Origin of the sequence: Cognaticolwellia beringensis, from assembly GCF_002076895.1 — a bacterium.
Lineage (GTDB): Bacteria > Pseudomonadota > Gammaproteobacteria > Enterobacterales > Alteromonadaceae > Cognaticolwellia > Cognaticolwellia beringensis.
Genome location: NZ_CP020465.1, coordinates 2,902,249 through 2,921,919, shown reverse-complemented (window position 1 = coordinate 2,921,919; position 19,671 = coordinate 2,902,249). Strand labels below are relative to the sequence as shown.

Sequence of the window (19,671 nt, the reverse complement as noted above, 5' to 3'; positions counted from 1 at the left end):
TAAAGTTGTTAAAAAAGGCGCTAAATAGCGCCTTTTTAGTATATTTATTTAAATATAGCTTTTAGGCTATGAAATCTTAAAACATCGATCTAGCTTTTACTAACACGTCACTAAACTCTGCTGATGCCATAAAATTTAGCTTGGGTAAAATACCTTTATCAACATAGCTTCTAAGTAAAAAATCTCTTGTCGACTCATTTTTAAAAATTTCATGATACACAGCTCCGGCTCGAATGAAGTCAATATAATGCACATCTTTTGGCAAAAAGCTCAAATCGTTCCATGACAACACTAATTCAGTATAATCTTCTGAAAATCCCCAAGCTTTTGTCATTTCAGCACCAATAACATGGGAAAACTTATTAATAGCTTTATTTAAAAATGCTGGTTTGGCAAATACCGTTGGGTGACCTTCCGCTTCGGTTAATATTGGTAATATGCCAATATTATGTATAAGCGCAGCTAAGGTTAAAGTCTCAAGTGTCAGTGGTGTCTGTTTGTTTTTTTGTATGTATCTCGTCATCAGTGCGATTGCAACCGAAGCAACATCTACAGTTTTTCGCCACGAACTTTGCATATATTCAGAAATAACACGGTTATCAGATATAAACATTTGTTCAACTGCCATTGCCGTAGCTATGCTTTTAATTTGTCTTAGGCCAATACGAGTTACTGCTTTACTAACTGAGTCAGTCTTAACTTCTCGCCCATATGCAACACTGTTCGCTACCTTCAACATACCTAATGATAACGCTGCATCATGACTAATAATTTCGCTCATTTTTCCTAAGCTAATTTCTGGATCATCTGCGGCTTGTCTAACTTTCAAAGCGATTTCTGGTAAGGTAGGTAACACTAACGCATCTTGTCTAATTTTTTCGACGAGTATGATGTAGAGTGCGTTTTCAGCGCCCATAAATTTTCCTTAATATTAACGTTAATATACACAGCGATTAATACAGTACATTGAAATTTAAGCAATTAAAAGTATAATTTTTATGCCCCCTATTTATAACTAAATGTTTCAACAAAAGCACCTAATACCATTAATTTGATTAATTAAGTGTTCTACTTTTTCATGAGGGGAAATGGATAATTACAAGGCATAAAATTTAGTCAGTAGTTATGCTACTTATAAACTTTATAACGCCGTCATTCTTAATTTTAACCATTAAAAATGAGCCGTTAAGTAATCAACTTGGTATAATTGCACTTGGACACCGTGTAGCGTCATGGCTATATATAAACCCATGCAACTTTATTGCAGCATCTTGACCATAAAGTTGTATATCTTGGTATCAATACTTTTTCAGCAAAAAAAAGAGCGCACGATGCACTCCTTAATAGTCTGTAGTTGTATTGCGATTATGACAAAAGTCTATACTGAAATAGCGGCTTTAATATGTGGGTGCGCTTGATAATTTTGTAGCTCAAAATCTTCAAAAGTAAAATCAAAAATACTTTTAACTTCAGGATTAATCCACATATTTGGTAATGGTAAAGGCTCGCGTGATAATTGCTCATCAACCTGTTCAAGATGGTTTAAATACAAATGCGCATCACCAAAGGTATGTACAAAATCCCCTAATTCCAAATCACAAACTTGCGCAATCATCATGGTAAACAAGGCATAACTTGCAATATTAAAGGGTACTCCAAGAAAAATATCAGCACTTCTTTGATATAACTGACAGCTTAACTTGCCATTTAATACATAAAACTGAAACAAAGTATGACAGGGTGGCAAAGCTTGTTTACCTATTGCAGCATTAGCGTCTGGGCTTATTGAAGTATCTGGCAATAACGCAGGATTCCAAGCGGTAATAATATGTCGACGTGAATCTGGATTATTTTTTAAGTCATGAATAAGTTGTGTTAATTGGTCAATAGTTTCGCCGTTTTGCGCTGGCCAATTACGCCATTGTACACCGTATACAGGACCAAGTTCACCGTCTTCTGTTGCCCAAGCATCCCAAATTTTTACGCCATTTTGCTTTAAATATGCAATGTTAGACTCACCTTTAATAAACCATAATAATTCATGAATTATGGATTTTAGATGACATTTTTTCGTTGTTACTAACGGAAAACCTTTCGAAAGATCAAAACGCATTTGATGACCAAATATACTTTTAGTGCCCGTACCAGTACGATCAGATTTTTCAACCCCTTCGTCTCTAACATGACGCATTAAATCAAGATATTCTTTCACTAGGTTTTCCTTTAACGTTATTTATAAGTAATAGAGAGTTGATGCCAATCGTAACATCAGAACGAAAGTATTAACTACGGCTCTACAATACTTGCAGTTTATCAGCACTTAGCATTATTTGGCATGAATTTTTCGGATGAAAGTGAGTGTTTTCCACTAATACCACATCATTTTAATTGCCACTAGCATCAAAAATACTGCGAAGCCTTTTTTCAAGTAAGGTAAAGACAATTTAGCCCCCGCTTTTACACCAATTGGCGCGAATAAAGACGAAGTTAAAACAATCCCTAATAAAGCCGGTAAATAGATATAACCGATACTCCACGGCGGCAGCTCGCTTTGCCCTAAACCAATAAAGACATAACCCAAAGTACCAAATAAGGCGACAATTATTCCACAAGCTGTCGCAACACCAATGGCTTGTCGCATCGATAATGAGCAATACATTAAAATAGGCACTAATATCGCCCCACCTGCAATCCCCATCAAGCTTGCTAAAACGCCGGTCAAAAGCCCAATAAGTTGCAACCACCATTTCGAGGGTAATGGCACGCTGCGCTCGACTTTAATAGATAAAAACATGTACAGCGCTAAAATGAGTACCGCACTAGCGAATATAGTCGTTAAAGCCTTTAATGACAGTACCCCAGCAATAACAGCACCCAATACAGCACCAATGGCCACCGTTATCACTAAACTTTTTGCTAGCGGCCATGGAATATTACCATTTTTATGATGGGCAAAAGCGGCCGACGTCGAAGTAAACATGATCGAAGCCAGTGATGTTGCAAGCGCCATAGGAAAAGCAAGTTCTGCACTTATACCCAATAATGGTAATAAATACACCAACACGGGCACTATAATTAGTCCGCCACCAATACCCAGTAAGCCGGCAAAAAAACCAACAATAGCGCCCAACAAGGCACAAGCTAAGAAAACACTAATAAACATTAAAATTACTCAATTTAAAATGGAAAAAAAAAGTCTTGGGGAGATTTACTTTAATTTCGCATGAACAAAGTCTCCTAAGCCTAATTTAACTAACTGTTCATGCATGTAACTGTGGACACTAGCGGTAGTTGTTAAGCTCAATACTTGATCTAAAATTTGCCTTAACTCGCGATACTCCACATGTCGAATCACCCATTTAACTTTCGCAAGACTATGCGCACTCATACTCAAGTTTTTATAACCCATAGCGATAAGTAAAAGTGCACCTGTAGGTTCATTTGCCAATTCGCCACAGATACTTAATGGTACGTCCCGAGTTTGGCTTTTTTGTGCAATATAGTTCAGCGAGCGGAGCACTGCAGGATGATAAAAATCATATAAGCTCGCCACACGGCTATTATTACGATCTACAGCTAATAAATACTGCGTTAGGTCATTACTTCCTACAGAGAAAAAATCAACTTTATTGGCTAAATCTTCAAGTTGAAAAATAACGCCAGGCACTTCAATCATCACACCGACTTTTGGCCGAATTAAGACGTCACTTTCATTGCAAAAAAATTCAGTTGTGAGCTCATAATAGGCCTGATTAATAAGCCTAATAGCTTCATCAACTTCAGTAATACTTGAAATCATTGGTAACATTATAGCTAAGTTACCGAGACCATGGTTAGCTTTCATCATCGAACGGATTTGTACTAAAAATATTTCTGGGTGATCTAAGGTAATACGTATGCCACGCCAACCTAAAAACGGATTAGCTTCAATAATGGGAAAATACGGTAATGATTTATCACCACCAACATCTAAAGTACGCATAGTAACAGGCTTACCTGCGAATGACTCTAGCACTTCTCTATACAGTGCAGTTTGCTCCGCCTCAGACGGAAAACAACTACGATTCATAAATGGGATTTCAGTGCGGTACAAACCAACACCATCAGCACCAACATTTTGTGAGTATTCAAATCCCGCAGATAATCCGGAATTTATCAGTAAGCTCACGCTATGACCGTCTATTGTCGATGCAGGTAAATGTTCAGCCTCTTTGACTTGGGCGTTTAGTAAGTTTTCTGCTGCTAAAATATGACGATACTCATTTATCAGTGCATCACCAGGATTAACATAGAGTTGATAGGCGTAACCGTCTAAAACCGCATTTTTTTTATGTAACTGTCGAATAGCAAGATAATCAACTCCCATAATCGCTGGGATATTTAGCGCTTTCGCAAGAATGGCAGTATGAGAATTATTTGAGCCGGTTATTGAAACAATACCTAATAAACCAAGGTGCTGATATTCAGCAAGCATCGACGCACTGACATCTTCTGCGACTAATATGAATTTATTAGGTAGCTGTTGTTCAAGCTCTTCCATATTTTGAATATTATTTAATAAGCGATTACCTAAATCTTTAATATCATAAGCACGCTCACGTAAATATTCATCGTCTAAGGCTTCAAACTGCATCACATAATGGTCAACCACCAGTTTAAGCGCACTTTGGGCATTCCAACCTGACTGAATTTTAGCAATCACTTCAATTTTAAAATTATCGCCTTCGATCAACTGTTTATAAACATCAAAGATATCGAGGCTACTATCTGAGATTATTGCTTTTAATTTCTCACTCATCTGAGAAAATTCAGCAATGGTGCGACTTACAGCATCATTAAAAATAGTTAACTGCTGCACACTATTACTTGCTTTATCAACCGCGACAGTAGACAGGTCTGCTTTCGGGGACATAACGACCATCTCACCTATAGCAACACCTGGAGAACCGCCTATACCGATAATGCTTTTACCAACCCCTTGGTTGCTATGGCATAACTCAATCATACCTTGCGCTTCAACACTGGCCAACACCGTTGCAAGTTGTGCAGATAGTGTAACCAAAAAGGCTTCTTCATCTTCATTAAATACGCGAGCTTGTTCTTGCTGTACCGTTAATATGCCCAAAACTTTGCGTTGATGGATAATCGGCGTACCTAAAAAGGCTTTAAACTTTTCTTCTTCAACTTCAGGAGCGTGAATAAAATCTGGATGTAACTTAGCATTAGCGATATTGATGGGTTCTTCACGTTGTCCAACTAGGCCAACAAGACCTTCGGTAAAGCCAACACTCGTTCGGCCAAAAGCATTTTCAGCTAAGCCATTAGAAGCCATTAAAATGAAGTGTTTTTTTTGATGGTCAGCTAAATACACTGAACAGCATTGAGTGGAAAGCGCAGATTTTACCTGACTAACTAAGCGTAATAATGCCTGGTCAAGTTCCGTAGCTTGACTAAACTCGAGAACAATTCGACGTAAAATAGTAAGCATTACCGTCCCTTTAAATTAGTTCTTTTTTTATACATATAAGTATCATACAAACTAGTATGATTAAAATGACCTGTGCTAACTCAGCACTCTTTAATTAAGTTATACCAATTTGATTAATTAAGTTTTCTACTTTTTCATGAGGGAAAATGGATAATTACAAGGCATAAAAGTTAGTCAGTAGTTATGCTACTTATAAATTTTATAACACCGTCATTATTAATTTCAACCATTAAAAATGAGCCGTTAATTAATCAACTTGGTATTAGTTATATTATCGTTGCAGACTCAATAACTTTAAACTAAATAGCTCACCGAAGTGAGCTATTTTACAAGACATAATAATAATCTAAGGTGAACTATATTTAAGCTCGGCGTCGGCGACGTTCTTGGCGATAACTAGGCATTGCCGATAAAGCAAATTCTTTCATCACCTTACGATAAACCTCTCGCTTAAATGACACCACTTGCCTGACCGGATACCAGTATGAAACCCAACGCCAGTCGTCAAACTCTGGATGATTTGAATGTAATAAATCAACCGCTGATTCTGGTGCTGTCAATTGCAGTAAAAACCATTTCTGCTTTTGACCAATACATACGGGTAAGCTTTCGTGCCTAATTAACCTTTTCGGTAATTTATATCTTAACCAATGCTTAGTAGTCGCTACAATTTTAACATGCTCAGGTTTTAAACCAACTTCTTCGTCCAATTCCCGATACATTGTTTGTTCTGCAGACTCACCCTCGTCAACTCCACCTTGTGGGTATTGCCAAGAATGCTGACCAAAACGCCTTGCCCAAAATACTTGTCCCCTGTCATTGATTATTACTATGCCGACGTTAGCTCGATAGCCTTCGGCATCTATCACAGGAACTCCTGACAGCATTTAATAATGCTTTGATTCTTCCACACTCTGCACTTTTGGGCAAACATTTATTAACAGAAATCATCACAATATATCGGTATTAGCGATTGTTACCTCATAACAATTCAAAGTTTAAAAGATTACAAAAAATAATTGCCTTGCTCAAAGCCTAAGAGCTGAATGATAATAAGCTAAACAAAATTGACTCCAGAGTAAATATTGAATAGCGGAAAAAGCCCTAAAAACGAAGCAGAATTACTCACGCGAGCACAGAACCTTGCCGGCATGTCGTTAGGAGAAATTGCGGCATCGATTAATGTTCAAGTGCCTAAAGATCTTAAACGCGAAAAAGGCTGGATCGGTTTACTGTTAGAGCAAGTATTAGGTGCCAGCGCCGGTTCTCGGCCAGAACCTGACTTTCCACATTTAGGCATTGAACTAAAATCGTTACCAATTAATTATCAAGGTAAACCACTAGAAACGACCTTTGTCTGCGTTGCTCCTCTCACAGGTTTAGTTGGCGCTCAGTGGCAAACTAGCCATATTCGCAATAAAATTTCACGTGTCTTATGGGTACCTGTTATATCCGAGCGAACTATTCCGATTGCAGAACGTATTGTCGGCACAGCCTTTATTTGGTCACCTTCACAAGAAGAAGAACATTTACTCGCTCTCGACTGGCAAGAGCTTACTGACATGATCGTGCTAGGAGATGTGGAAAATATTCACGGCAAACATGGTCAAGTATTACAACTGCGACCAAAAGCAGCAAATAGCCAAGCAAAAACTCAAGCTTTTAATCGCCATGGCCAGCCGTTCATGACTTTGCCTCGTGGTTTTTATTTGAAAACAAGCTTTACACAGGGACTATTAAATAAGTATTTACGTATAGATTAATTAAAATCCTTCCTCTAAGACCATTGAAATATAAATATAATAATAAAAATCGTAGCTAAAACTTACTAACCGCGTTATAAATTAGGAAATGGTAAAACACGGTAATATTAATTCCCTATGAAGTTTGGTAATAAATTTGATCGCTACATAGCAGTAATTTTTTTTGTAACAATCGTTACGGTTATTTTAACCTCTTATTTCACCCTAAAAGACGTTATAAATAGCCACAACAAGCAAGTACAAAGTGCTATAACTCCGTTATTTTCTTTAGTAACGAGTGAAATACTTCGGCCTTTAAATGTTGCAAATTTTATGGCTAAGAATCAGTTTGTTATCGATTATGCTGGCCAAGATAAAATAGATAAAGACTATGTCGTTTCTTATCTAAATAAGGTAGCAAAATCATATAATATGATTGCGTTTATCGCCTTAGAAAAACACAATTTAATGGTCGATTCTAATGGTAAAGAGTCGACACTAAACAGTTCAGATACCGAATGGTATACCCGCCTTAAAGATTTGCCAGGCGAGCAATTTACCGACATAGGTAATGCACAAAACCCACATTTATATTTTGATAATAAAATTCGCGATCGTGAAGGTGAATTTATCGGCTTTACGGGTGTAGCTCTTGATCTAAATTATTTTGCCAGCAAATTCCAAGAATACAACGAACGCTTTGGCTTTGAATTATATTTTGTTGATAACAATAATATTATTACCTTGTCTTCGAATAACATCATAAAAACTGAAAGCCATCATCGCAAAGGCTTAATGACTCGCTTGAGTGATTTACCATGGCATCAATCACTTATCAAAAAAAATGCCGCTGATAAAAACTTAAGTTCAGAGGTCATGTACACCTCTGATGATGGCTTGTTAATATCCCAAATGCCAATACAGGAGCTTAATTGGCGTATGTTTATTGTCTCACCGCCTGCGGCGCAGCAAAGTGAGTATTGGAAAATATTTATCGGCCGATTTATACTGTTTTTTATCGTCGCCATAATTTTTTATATGATACTTTTAAGTATTATTAATTATTTAAAATCGCGATTAATTAAACATGCTGAAACCGACCACCTGACCCAACTGCCAAATCGTAGTCATGTTCATTCACGCTTTGATGATATGGCTAAACGCAATGATAATCTTTGTCTTGTGCTAGCTGATATTGACAATTTTAAAAATATAAATGACACCTACGGACATTTAGTAGGTGATGATGTACTGCGTATTATCTCTGAACAGCTATCACAAACGTTAAGAAAAGTTGATGTTATCGGACGATGGGGTGGCGAAGAATTTGTTATGTTATTACCTGAAACAACCGCTAATCAAGCACATATTATTGTTGAGCGTATCAGAAAAAATATTGCCGCCATTTCTTTCCCTATCTCCACCACCAGTGGTACATTTACCACCACAATTAGCTTTGGTATTTGTGAATTGCCATTAGAAAATAAAACCATCGTAGATTATATCGAAGGCGCCGATAAAGCGTTGTACCAAGCTAAAAGTGATGGTAGGAATAAAAGTGTAATTTTTAACTAAATAAATGGGTGATGGATAAACAAATTTGTACTATCGGGTTTATTTATCCATAACTTGTGTTAGACGATAACTTAGGAATATTTATCGTTTAACATGCAATTTAATGGTTTGGCTTATGCTAACACTGCTTTGGCTCGCTATCTCTTGCCAGTCCGTATTTGCCGCTTCTAGACAAACAAATTCGTTTTCACCTTCGGCATGTAAGTCGACCATATTTTGTCCACCTTTACCCGGGTTCCATAACACCCACTGCTGACAACCATGACTCTGTACTTCAATCTCACGTTGCCACTTGTGATCAACAATAACCATTTTATCGCTACTTTGATAAATACGGTCAATGGGGCCCATACAATTTTCTAGTGTTGATTTTTGTTTGTTATAACCACTGAGTTTATCATCATAAAGCGCATCATTTAAGGCTGGAATTTCAGTTTCCTGTGAATTGCCAACACAAAAATAACTGTGCAAAGCGCCTGTATATTCTACCGTCTGATCAGATAAGTTTTTCATGGTTAACGTTTGTTGAAATGATTCACCAAACACCAGTGTTTGACTTAACTCACATGCGGCGGGCCAATATGAAGAAAACGCTTGACCGAACAGTGACAACGTTATTTCAACAGTGGTATCTGACATACTTAGATCAGCAATTTTCCATTGGCTTTGTCTGGCAAAGCCATGGTTACTTACTTTACTTAATTCGCCATTAGGTAACTTAACCTCTCCGCCAAACCATGGCCAGCATAGCGGCACTCCACCACGAATAGCTTTGCCCACACTATAATGACTAGTATCACTGAGCCAAAACACGGGTTGTTGCCCATTAGGCTGCCAGCTAAGCACTTGCCCGCCATACAGGCTTACCGAGCCTTGACCTTTTTGATGAACAAACCGCAAAGCTTGTACGCCTGTGGCAAGTTGATATAACTCAATACGGCCAAATTCATTTTCTAACAATATTTCTAGCATTTATTAGCTCTCTTTATTTTATAGTGCGTATATCGAACGCCACACTTTTATAAAGTCATTCTAGGTAATTGTACGGGTGGATGAAAGCGTTAAAGTATTCCGATCGACTTTCATCACATCAGAAATAAAGTGTAAGAATACCAATTAAATTAATGAGTTTATCACTTAGCGGAATTAAAAATACTTACAGGTAAGCTAGTGAACTAAAGATTAGTATTTTCAATCACTGCTCGACCACCGCCCTGAAAACTCATTTCTTTGCAGGAAAATCATTGAATTAAATCACACTAACCATAAGTTTTAAATTATGCCTTAGGACATTCAGTCACAATAAATTTCACGTAAAAAATTCACGTAAAGAATTCACATAAAAAAAACTATGGGGCGATATTTGAACATTCAAATTTCGACATATTTATCACAGAATTCCCAAATTATATGCAATTCAGACATGATTAACCAGATAGTCATACTAGACCTATCTGGCTAAGCTAATCCTGACTACATATTTTTCCTAAAGCAATGATCTGATGACATATTGAAGAATGCCGCCATGGCGAAAATATTCGAACTCATTGGGTGTATCAATACGTATATCAGCTTCAAAACTTATATTACTGCCGTCAGATTTTAGTACCTCTACTTTCACATGTTGCTGGCCAGCGTCAACCGCTTGTATAGAAAACTGCTCTGTACCGTCTAAATTGTATGTGCTTGCCCCTTCACCTTGTTTAAACTGTAGGGGTAATATGCCCATGCCGATTAGGTTAGAGCGATGGATACGCTCATAGGTCTCAGCAATAACTGCTTTAACACCTAATAATAGCGGCCCTTTGGCAGCCCAATCTCGAGAACTACCGGTACCGTATTCTTTACCAGCAATAACAATCGTAGGAATATTTTCAGCAATATATTGATGCGCGGCCTCGAATACCGTCATCTGTTCACCGTTAGGTTGTTTACGTGTAAAACCCCCTTCAGTACCGGGGGCAAGCTGATTTTTTAGTCTAACGTTTGCGAAAGTACCGCGCATCATAACTTCATGGTTACCGCGTCTAGAGCCATAAGAGTTAAAGTCTTTTTGCTGAACGTGATTAGCACGAAGATAATCAGCAGCAGGGGTTTCTTTGCCAATGGAACCTGCAGGAGAAATATGGTCAGTGGTAACACTGTCGGCCAACTTCAATAAACATCGCGCATTTTCAATAGCTTTAATTGGCTCAGGCTCGGCTGGCATATTTTCAAAAAATGTCGGTTTTTTCACATAAGTACTGTCTGGCCAATTGTAAATATCAGCGTCAACAGTTTCGAGATCTTCCCATATATCACCGCCGTCATAAACAGAGCCATATTTCTCTGAGAACATCGACTTATCAACCACCCGAGTGACAATCTCTTGTATTTCTTGCTGGCTTGGCCATAGGTCTTTTAAATAAACTGGCTTGCCAGCAGTGCTGATACCAAGAGGCTCTTTAGTAATATCAATTTTCATATTACCCGCCAGTGCATAGGCGACCACTAGTGGTGGCGACGCTAAGTAGTTCGCTTTAACATCTGAATGTATTCTACCTTCAAAGTTACGATTACCTGATAAAACCGATGTTACGGTTAAATCACCTTCCCTAATCGCATTAGAAATAGCCTCAGGTAATGGGCCTGAATTACCAATACAGGTGGTACAACCATAACCTACCAAGTTAAATCCCATTTTATCCAGCTCTTTAGACAACCCTGCTTTATTGAGATATTCGGTCACCACCTGTGAGCCAGGGGCAAAACTGGTTTTAACCCAAGGTTTAACCGTAAGTCCTAATTCATTGGCTTTTTTTGCCAACAGCGCAGCAGCCACCAACACAGATGGATTCGAAGTATTAGTACAACTGGTAATCGCAGCGATCACAACTGCACCTTCATGAAGATCGTAGTCTTGTTCATTATGACTATAAGATACAGTGGTTTTTGAACCAATATTTTCGGCACCGCCTTCATCATCAAAGCTAGATTTCTGCTTGTCATTAGTCGAAATAGCTAATTCGTTTTGTTCTGTTATCCAACGCTTAAACGCAGTCGCTGCTTGATCCAGATTGATCCTGTCTTGCGGGCGTTTCGGCCCAGCGATGGCAGGAACAACAGTGTCTAAATCCAAAGCGAGTGTTGCATGATACTCTGCATGTTCTTGCGCTTCACTGCCCCACATACCTTGTGCTTTTGAATAAGCTTCAATAATCTCGATCTGTAATTCACTTCGACCAGTTAACGCCAAATATTTTGTCGTTTGTTCATCGATAGGAAACAAGCCACACGTTGCACCATACTCGGGCGACATATTGGCAAGTGTTGCCCGATCAGCCACGGTTAAGTGTTTTACGCCAGCACCAAAAAATTCGACGAATTTACCCACTACACCGAATGCTCGCAGTTGTTCTGTAACCGCTAACACTAAGTCGGTCGCGGTTGATCCTGGCGGTAACTTGCCTTTTAATTCCATTCCCACCACTTCAGGTATTAACATAGTCACGGGCTGACCTAACATCGCCGCTTCTGCTTCAATACCGCCTACCCCCCATCCAAGTACACCTAAGCCATTGATCATTGTGGTGTGTGAATCAGTGCCGACTAAGGTATCAGGGTAAAGTAGCGCTGTATCTTGCTGTTCATCAACAAAGGTCACACGGGCTAAATACTCCAAATTGACTTGGTGTACGATGCCTTTTCCTGGTGGCACTACTTTGAAGTTATCAAATGCACTTTGCCCCCATTTTAAAAACTGATAGCGCTCTTTATTACGCTCAACCTCAATTTCAGTATTACGCTTAAACGAATCAGCCTGACCGAATTCGTCTACCATTATTGAATGATCAATAACTAAATCTACTGGTTTAAGCGGATTAATTTTATTTGGATCGCCGCCTAAATCCAACATCGCATTGCGCATAGCAGCTAAATCAACAACCGCGGGAACGCCGGTAAAGTCTTGTAGTATGACTCTAGAAGGTACAAATGCTATTTCGGTATCAGAAGAGGAACTTGTGTCCCATTTAGCTAAGTTTTGAATATCGTCTAGCTGAACATATTTTTCATCACTGTGGCGGAGCAAGTTTTCTAATAATATTTTTGCCGTCAGCGGTAGCCTTTTGGTATTAGCTTTTAATGTCGATAGGTCAAAGTAGTTATAATCTTTGCCTTGTACCTTTAGTGTCGATATATGCTTATTTAAAGATGCCACTTTACTCTCCTTTTGACCTTTATCGGCCTTTTTTAAGGTAATTTATTGAGTGATTACTCATCATAATTCAAGCCATATTTTTACAGTAAAACTTTTTAGTCTACCAAAACCGTAAAGATAAGATCCTTGCCCTAGATCTTAAATATAGCTGTTATAATTATCAATCCACCTGTTTTTTTCTTAATAACATAATATATAACAAACAGAATAATGGCGGCTACAATAGATGTTACTGTAAAACCCGAGGGCTCTTTGATAAATTCCAGTGCGCCCTTGCAAAATAATGCTGCGCTTAAGCAAGTCTATGTGAGCAATGCCTATTGTCGAGCCTAACATAAATTTGAAAATGTTTATCTTAAGTCTGCCTGCTAAAGTACTTGCTATGGTAGAAGGTAAAGTGGCCGTTAGACGCTACGCAAGAATAGCCCAAGCGCCTTTATTATCCTTTTTCTTTTATTGTGTCAGTATGCTTATTTATCCTCCCCCAAAAAGAGTCGGCCCAATAACAGCTACTATTGTGTATTCACTTAGACTCGCTCTGAGATAGCCATGTTTGCAAATTCAATGCAGTCAGAAGTTGCGCTACTTATAAATTTTATAACGCCGTCATTATTAATTTTAACCATTAAAAATGAGCCGTTAATTAATCAACTTGGTATAACTTGGTCTAGGGGTCTGATGGGTAAAAAAGAAAGGGGAAAAGCCCATCAGTAGTTGCTGACAGGCATTAAACTTATTACGGGGTTTTAGAAGCGAATGTAAGCAATAATTTTCACATTACTTTACGTAAGCTTTCGGCATATCACTTGGCGTTGTATAACGATCACGCAAGGCGTCTTGGCGGCTGCGGGTCGAATATTCTTTACCCCCAATCCACATTTGACTAACCTTAGTACTGAGTTCAAATGGATCAGCACTCCACAACACTAAATCTGCCGTTTTACCGACCGAAATTGTGCCACTATCAAGGTTAAATGCTTGTGCAACATTAGCCGTTACCGAAGCAAGTGCGGCTTCAGGTGATAAACCATTCGCAATGGCATTACCGGCATGAAAGCGCAGTTGATAGAGGTTATGAGTATCGCCGTTAACCGTCAAAACTACCGTCACGCCCGCTTTAGTTAACTTAGCTGCATTTTCAAGTGACGAATGTAAAGAATCAAAACTACCGGGTAAGTTATCTAAAGCCGTCATCACAACAGGTACCTTAGCTTCAGCAATTTTATCGGCGATTAAAACCGCATCAGCGGCGCCAACAAATACTAAATCAAGGGAAAATTGCTTTTTAAGCTTTAACAAAACTAGCAGATCAGTAGCGCGGTCTGCATAAGCAACTAAGGCTTTATCACCGGCGAGTAGCGCGTTAATAACTTGTTCTTCACGACTTGGCTCTTTTGCTTCTTTTTTGTCTTTTGCGTCATTAATTTTCTTTTTCGCTTTCGCTAATTCTTTAACAGCATCTTCAAGTTTAAATTGTAGATTTTGTAAGCTTAACGCTCGCGAGCCTTTGCTTTTAGCGCCTAAATCAATAACAACACTTTTGTTACTAGCTCGCACGCTACCAAACTCACCCGAAAGGTCAGCGACAAACGTTTGGCCTTTAAACATATCATCACCACCACGAGGGCTGACAACATTACTGGTAATTCCGCCTTTACGACTATATGGAATAACTGTAGAGCGTGGATTAAACGCTAAACTTGCATCAAAGGTGATATCAGCTTTTTTATCGCCAGCATCACGACTTTTTGAAACCGCGCCAACTTCAACTAAACCTAATTGGTTCATTGAGCCAATGAGGCCTGGTGTTAAAATTCTGCCTTTGGCGTCGATAATAGTATCAGCGTTAAGTGTTTCTGGATTGATGGCAATAACTTTACCGTCCTCAACCACAACCGTGGCGTTTTCCAGTACACCTTGTTCAGTTACCGTATGCACTGTCGCATTAGTAATAGCAAAGCTTTCGGCAAAACTTGCGGTTGAACTTGCCAGTGCCAAGGCAATTAGCGATGATTTAAATACTTTAAAATGCTTCATAATCTTAACCTTACCTTTGACCTAACAGAAAATCGCTTTTCGCTTGGTATTTTTCATCAAAACGATCGTAAACTTTCGCACCATCAACAAACACCTGTTCAGCTTGCGCATAAACACTAAATGGGTTTTGATTCCAAATCACCACATCAGCTTTTTTACCATTTTCTAAGCTGCCCGTATCTTCCGCTACACCTAATGATTTTGCTGCATTCGCTGTTATCCAAGTTATGGCTAGCTCTGGTGTTATTTCAAAACCATTTTCGTTGGCACGATACATAACCTTGCCCGCTTCTTGATTCAAGCGCTGAATTGTACTGGCAGAGTCAGAATGTACTACGGCACAAGAATTTTTCATTGCATCAACAATCGCCACGTTCTCATGCACCATGTCGTAAGCTTCCATTTTAAAGCCCCACCAATCTGGCCACATCGCTGCACAGTTGCCATTTTCAGCCAAGGTATCTGCTATTTTATATGCTTCAATGGCATGATGAAAAGTACCTGAGTGGTAATTAAATTCTTTACCTAGATCGATCATCATCGCCATTTCTTCAGCTTTATAACAATGGTTATGAATTAAAATATCCCCATCAAGCACACCTTTTAAAGTATCTAGCTCGATATCACGCTCAGGTGCCACTGGGTTTTTACCGGCATCATAATCAGCGTCATATTTTTCCCAAGCACGTTTATACTCAGTTGCATCGGCCCAAGCCATGCGATAACCGGCCATATTGCCCATGCGTGTTGAAGGTAACACTTTACGACTACCGTAAACGCGTTTTGGATTCTCACCACAAGCCATTTTTAAGCCATAAGGAGCATCTGGATACTTCATACCTTGCATAGTATGGCTAGGGACATTGCGAAGTGTTACACCGCGACCACCAAATAAGTTTGCTGAGCCCGGTAGAATTTGTAGTGTTGTAATACCACCAGCACGTGCTGCTTCAAAACCGGGGTCTTGTGGCCATATACTGTGCTCAGCCCATACTTCAGAAGTATTAGGCGAACTCATTTCATTACCGTCAGAATGCGACTCAACAGAAGGACTTGGATATACACCTAAATGTGAATGCACATCGATAATACCTGGCGTTATCCATTTACCATTAGCGTCAATTTCAACCGCGCCATCGGCGCTTAAGTTTTGTCCAATTTTGTCAATTTTACCATCGACCATTAAAACATCAGCGTTATTCAACCGCTCGCCCGTACCGGTTAATACCGTCGCATTTTTTATTAATGTAGTTTGCAGCGGTAATACTTTGTAAGTACTTGGGTATGGGTTTTTATTAATTAACACCTTTTCGTCTTGTTGTTCGCTTTGCAAACAACCGGTTAAAGCAACAGCAAGCGCTGTGGTCACTATCGAAGGGAGAAATTTTTGCATAAATTTGTTCCTGTGTTACTCCACACACTGCAGAATAAATCATGTTATCCAGGCAAGTTTGTACGAGCTTATTATTATTCAAGTTAAGGTATTTAACGTAAATTTTTAAGGTTAACTGATCATTGTTAACAAGTTATTAATAACTACAATATTATGAATTGTCGCTGACAACAAGTCAGACATATAGGGGAGTTGAGCAATTGCGTTGAACGGCCAACTATCTGCGATAAATGGGGAGATGTGGACTTTAAAACTTAAAGTTCAAAGTCGCCAAAGTCGATATCACTGCTATTTTCAAGGCGTAATTTACTTGGTGGTTCAAGTAAAGAGGCTTGTTTATTTTCAACAGTAATTTCAGCGACTTTAATTGTTGCGGGTTTGTTTTTGCGTTTTTTACGTTGCTGACAACGTTTAATTACTTTTTGACGCTCGTTAGAATCAAATGCTATCCAATTTAGACGTTCGTCTCGCGTACGAAAGCAACCCGAACATTGGCCTTTGTCATCTGACTGACAAATACCAATACAAGGGCTGGGAACATCAAAAAACTCTAACTGCATCTAGTATACTTCGTGTAATATCAATTGGTATAAATTGAATTAAATTAGGCCATTGGGCAGATACTCTTAAGTATATACCCAATTTTTATTTTAGCGCTTTATTAACCCAGCTTATCTGTAGCGATATGGTATTCCGGGTCTTCTATAACGTTTATTTCCACTAAGCTACCGGCTTTAGTTAGCAATTGCGTACATTCTTTACTTAAATGTCTTAAGTGCATTTGCTTACCACGGCTAATATACCGTTCGGCTAACGTATCAATCGCTTCAATCGCTGAATGGTCAGCAACGCGTGAATTTTTAAATTCAACGATAACGTCATCGCTGTCAGCTTCCATGTCAAATTGCTCTAAAAAGCTAGAAACCGAACCGAAAAATAACGGACCAGAAACGTCATAAACTGTTGAGCCATTTGAATTTACTGAGCGGTGAACAATAACATGTTTGGCATGTTCCCAAGCAAATACCAACGCAGAAACGATAACTCCAACAACAACCGCTATGGCTAAATCTGTGGCAACAGTAACTGCCGACACTAATATAATCACAAAGGCGTCAGCTTTTGGTACTTTACCTATAATACGAAAACTCGACCATTCAAACGTACCAATGACCACGATAAACATCACACCGACTAATGCTGCTAATGGTATTTGTTCTATTAAATCAGAACCAAATAAAATAAAACCAAGTAACGCTAATGCGGCTGTTACACCTGACATACGACCACGTCCACCTGAGTTAACATTGATCATAGACTGACCAATCATGGCACAGCCACCCATACCACCAAAAAATCCAGTGACAGTATTTGCCGCGCCTTGTGCAACACATTCTTTGTTTCCATGACCACGTGTGCCCGTTAACTCATCAATTAATGTTAACGTCAGTAATGATTCGATTAAACCAATAGCCGCTAAAATCAATGCAAAAGGTAAAATAACTTGCAGTGTTTCCAAGCTAAATGGCACGCTTGGAATACTAAATTGTGGTAAACCGCCGGCAATAGAAGCCATAGGATCATTGGTCATATCACGAACAAAGTCGACAACTGTGCGTGCATCTAAATCAAGGCTTTGCGCTAACAATGTTACAACAACAATCGCCACAAGTGATGACGGCACCGCTTTAGTGAGCTTAGGTAAAAAGTGAATAATCCCCATAGTTAACACGATTAGGCCAACCATAGTTAACATTTGGCTCCCTTGCATCCACGCTAATACGCCATCTTCATTAGTCACCTTAAATTGCCCTAACTGAGCAAGGAAAATAACAATAGCTAAGCCATTTACAAAACCCAGCATTACGGGATGAGGTACCAAGCGAATAAACTTACCGAGTTTAAATAACCCTGCCAGTATTTGCAGTACCCCGGTTAATACGACCGTAGCAAATAAGTATTCAACGCCATGAATAGCGACTAAGCTCACCATTACAACTGCCATGGCGCCAGTAGCACCAGAGATCATACCTGGGCGACCACCAAATATAGAGGTAATTAAACCAACCATAAAAGCAGCATATAGGCCAACGAGGGGTTCAACACCGGCAACAAAAGCAAATGCTACGGCTTCGGGTACTAATGCTAAGGCGACAGTGAAGCCCGACAAGACATCATTTTTTAAATTTGCCACTTTACTGGCGTGTAATTCAAACATTTTTTTCTCTACTTTGATTAGAACATCAAAAAAACAAGCACAGTTTAAAACTCGCTTGAATTTAAATACATTTGGCGTAGTCCCGAAAATGCCTTACTGCAAGGTGATTTGAACCTAGTAAGTTAAACGACAATAGTTATTTTCGGGGCTTGAAGGCGCGGGAATACTATAGATATATCTTTAAAAAGTCAATATTTGCTCAAAATAACATCAAGCTTTTCAAGCAAATATTAATTAAAAAAGTAGTTTGTCCATTGGAGCTATTATTTCAGGATTACATCACTATCGTTCACTATTAATTTTTGCTTCACGTGCTTCTAAAAATGCTTTAATTTCATCGCGTGAGCCCAAAATATGTTGTTTCAGTAATGCTACTGCCTTTTCGACATTACGTGCCTTACTCAAGGCTAAAATCTCATTGTGCTCAGATTCTGCTTTAGAAATACCGCCAGCCCAAAGTAAGTGCATACGTATATAACGGTCAGCGCTTTTATTTAGCATATTCACCAGTTCTAGTGTTTGAGGCCGTTTAGCACCAGAGTATAAACAATTATGGTAATCAGAATTCAGCTCACTCCAAGTATTTGCTGCGTTTTCTTGACCTAAAGCTTTATCTAATTTTTTAAGTAATTGTGTTGCTTCTTCTAACTTCTCAGCACTAATATTGGGTAGCGAATTAGCTAATAAATCAGACTCTAGCAAAGCGCGTAATTCAAAGAGTTCATCAACTTGATCCGCGTTAAGCTCTGTTGCAGTCGCACCTTTATGAGGTTCAAAGGCAACCAACCCCTCGCCTTCAAGCTGCAAAAGCGCTTCTCTAACCGGAATTCGGCTAACATTTAACTCACTCGCGAGAGCTGCTTGTCTTAATGGCTGGCCCGCTTTAATCTCGCCACTTAATATCTTTTCTCTAAGTGTTTCAACCACTAATTGAGTTCTAGTTTTATATACAATGCTCATACTGGGCTTCCTAAAAATATTAACGCCATTATAGAGAACCAAGCGCTAAACACAAAACAT

14 protein-coding genes are annotated in these 19,671 nt (G+C 38.9%); 2 read left to right on the top strand and 12 right to left on the bottom strand.

The window, feature by feature from the left end:
* Positions 1-76 precede the first annotated feature (76 nt).
* The 5 genes from B5D82_RS12390 to rppH form a co-directional block, all read right to left on the bottom strand.
* Positions 77-916 carry an HDOD domain-containing protein gene (locus B5D82_RS12390; protein ID WP_081151926.1) on the bottom strand — a complete coding sequence of 280 codons (840 nt, stop codon included), beginning with the start codon at positions 914-916 and terminating at the stop codon, positions 77-79.
* 462 nt (positions 917-1,378) lie between these two features.
* Positions 1,379-2,212, bottom strand: a complete 834-nt coding sequence (locus B5D82_RS12385; protein ID WP_081151924.1) for a thymidylate synthase — start codon at positions 2,210-2,212, stop codon at positions 1,379-1,381.
* A 156-nt stretch (positions 2,213-2,368) separates the two neighbouring features.
* Positions 2,369-3,163 carry a sulfite exporter TauE/SafE family protein gene (locus B5D82_RS12380; protein WP_081151923.1) on the bottom strand — a complete coding sequence of 265 codons (795 nt, stop codon included), beginning with the start codon at positions 3,161-3,163 and terminating at the stop codon, positions 2,369-2,371.
* A 45-nt stretch (positions 3,164-3,208) separates the two neighbouring features.
* Positions 3,209-5,488, bottom strand: a complete 2,280-nt coding sequence (gene ptsP, locus B5D82_RS12375; protein ID WP_081151921.1) for a phosphoenolpyruvate--protein phosphotransferase — start codon at positions 5,486-5,488, stop codon at positions 3,209-3,211.
* A 362-nt stretch (positions 5,489-5,850) separates the two neighbouring features.
* Positions 5,851-6,357, bottom strand: a complete 507-nt coding sequence (gene rppH, locus B5D82_RS12370; RefSeq protein ID WP_081151919.1) for an RNA pyrophosphohydrolase — start codon at positions 6,355-6,357, stop codon at positions 5,851-5,853.
* A 216-nt stretch (positions 6,358-6,573) separates the two neighbouring features.
* Here rppH and mutH point away from each other — a divergent pair, with 216 nt between their 5' ends.
* Both mutH and B5D82_RS12360 read left to right on the top strand, forming a co-directional pair.
* Positions 6,574-7,251: a DNA mismatch repair endonuclease MutH gene (gene mutH / locus B5D82_RS12365; RefSeq protein WP_281255926.1), complete on the top strand. Its 678-nt coding sequence runs from the start codon at positions 6,574-6,576 to the stop codon at positions 7,249-7,251.
* Between the two features lie 117 nt (positions 7,252-7,368).
* Positions 7,369-8,805 carry a sensor domain-containing diguanylate cyclase gene (locus tag B5D82_RS12360; RefSeq protein ID WP_081151916.1) on the top strand — a complete coding sequence of 479 codons (1,437 nt, stop codon included), beginning with the start codon at positions 7,369-7,371 and terminating at the stop codon, positions 8,803-8,805.
* A gap of 81 nt (positions 8,806-8,886) precedes the next feature.
* Here the strand turns inward: B5D82_RS12360 and B5D82_RS12355 are convergent, their stop codons facing one another.
* The 7 genes from B5D82_RS12355 to B5D82_RS12320 all read right to left on the bottom strand — a co-directional run bounded on the left by B5D82_RS12355 (position 8,887) and on the right by B5D82_RS12320 (position 19,611).
* The gene (locus tag B5D82_RS12355; protein WP_081151915.1) at positions 8,887-9,777 is read right to left on the bottom strand and encodes a D-hexose-6-phosphate mutarotase; all 891 of its coding nucleotides are present in this window, start codon (positions 9,775-9,777) and stop codon (positions 8,887-8,889) included.
* A 514-nt stretch (positions 9,778-10,291) separates the two neighbouring features.
* Positions 10,292-13,003, bottom strand: a complete 2,712-nt coding sequence (gene acnA, locus B5D82_RS12350) for an aconitate hydratase AcnA (protein WP_081151913.1) — start codon at positions 13,001-13,003, stop codon at positions 10,292-10,294.
* 777 nt (positions 13,004-13,780) lie between these two features.
* The gene (locus B5D82_RS12340; protein ID WP_081151910.1) at positions 13,781-15,040 is read right to left on the bottom strand and encodes an amidohydrolase family protein; all 1,260 of its coding nucleotides are present in this window, start codon (positions 15,038-15,040) and stop codon (positions 13,781-13,783) included.
* 10 nt (positions 15,041-15,050) lie between these two features.
* Positions 15,051-16,433 carry an amidohydrolase gene (locus B5D82_RS12335; RefSeq protein ID WP_081151909.1) on the bottom strand — a complete coding sequence of 461 codons (1,383 nt, stop codon included), beginning with the start codon at positions 16,431-16,433 and terminating at the stop codon, positions 15,051-15,053.
* Between the two features lie 254 nt (positions 16,434-16,687).
* On the bottom strand, positions 16,688-16,993 hold the full coding sequence (locus tag B5D82_RS12330) for a DUF1289 domain-containing protein (protein ID WP_081151907.1): 306 nt from the start codon (positions 16,991-16,993) through the stop codon (positions 16,688-16,690).
* Positions 16,994-17,094: 101 nt separating this feature from the next.
* Positions 17,095-18,651, bottom strand: coding sequence for a SulP family inorganic anion transporter (locus B5D82_RS12325; RefSeq protein WP_081151906.1), 1,557 nt, complete (start codon positions 18,649-18,651; stop codon positions 17,095-17,097).
* Between the two features lie 282 nt (positions 18,652-18,933).
* A complete protein-coding gene (locus B5D82_RS12320; protein WP_081151904.1) occupies positions 18,934-19,611 on the bottom strand; it encodes a GntR family transcriptional regulator in 678 nt (225 codons plus the stop codon).
* Positions 19,612-19,671: the final 60 nt, after the last annotated feature.

Bases quoted from the DNA above. Each gene is read 5' to 3' on its own strand.
- B5D82_RS12380 (WP_081151923.1), bottom strand. From the start codon at position 3,163: ATGTTTATTAGTGTTTTCTTAGCTTGTGCCTTGTTGGGCGCTATTGTT.
- B5D82_RS12325 (WP_081151906.1), bottom strand. From the start codon at position 18,651: ATGTTTGAATTACACGCCAGTAAAGTGGCAAATTTAAAAAATGATGTC.
- B5D82_RS12390 (WP_081151926.1), bottom strand. From the start codon at position 916: ATGGGCGCTGAAAACGCACTCTACATCATACTCGTCGAAAAAATTAGA.
- B5D82_RS12320 (WP_081151904.1), bottom strand. From the start codon at position 19,611: ATGAGCATTGTATATAAAACTAGAACTCAATTAGTGGTTGAAACACTT.
- ptsP (WP_081151921.1), bottom strand. From the start codon at position 5,488: ATGCTTACTATTTTACGTCGAATTGTTCTCGAGTTTAGTCAAGCTACG.
- B5D82_RS12360 (WP_081151916.1), top strand. From the start codon at position 7,369: ATGAAGTTTGGTAATAAATTTGATCGCTACATAGCAGTAATTTTTTTT.
- B5D82_RS12340 (WP_081151910.1), bottom strand. From the start codon at position 15,040: ATGAAGCATTTTAAAGTATTTAAATCATCGCTAATTGCCTTGGCACTG.
- B5D82_RS12335 (WP_081151909.1), bottom strand. From the start codon at position 16,433: ATGCAAAAATTTCTCCCTTCGATAGTGACCACAGCGCTTGCTGTTGCT.
- B5D82_RS12355 (WP_081151915.1), bottom strand. From the start codon at position 9,777: ATGCTAGAAATATTGTTAGAAAATGAATTTGGCCGTATTGAGTTATAT.
- B5D82_RS12330 (WP_081151907.1), bottom strand. From the start codon at position 16,993: ATGCAGTTAGAGTTTTTTGATGTTCCCAGCCCTTGTATTGGTATTTGT.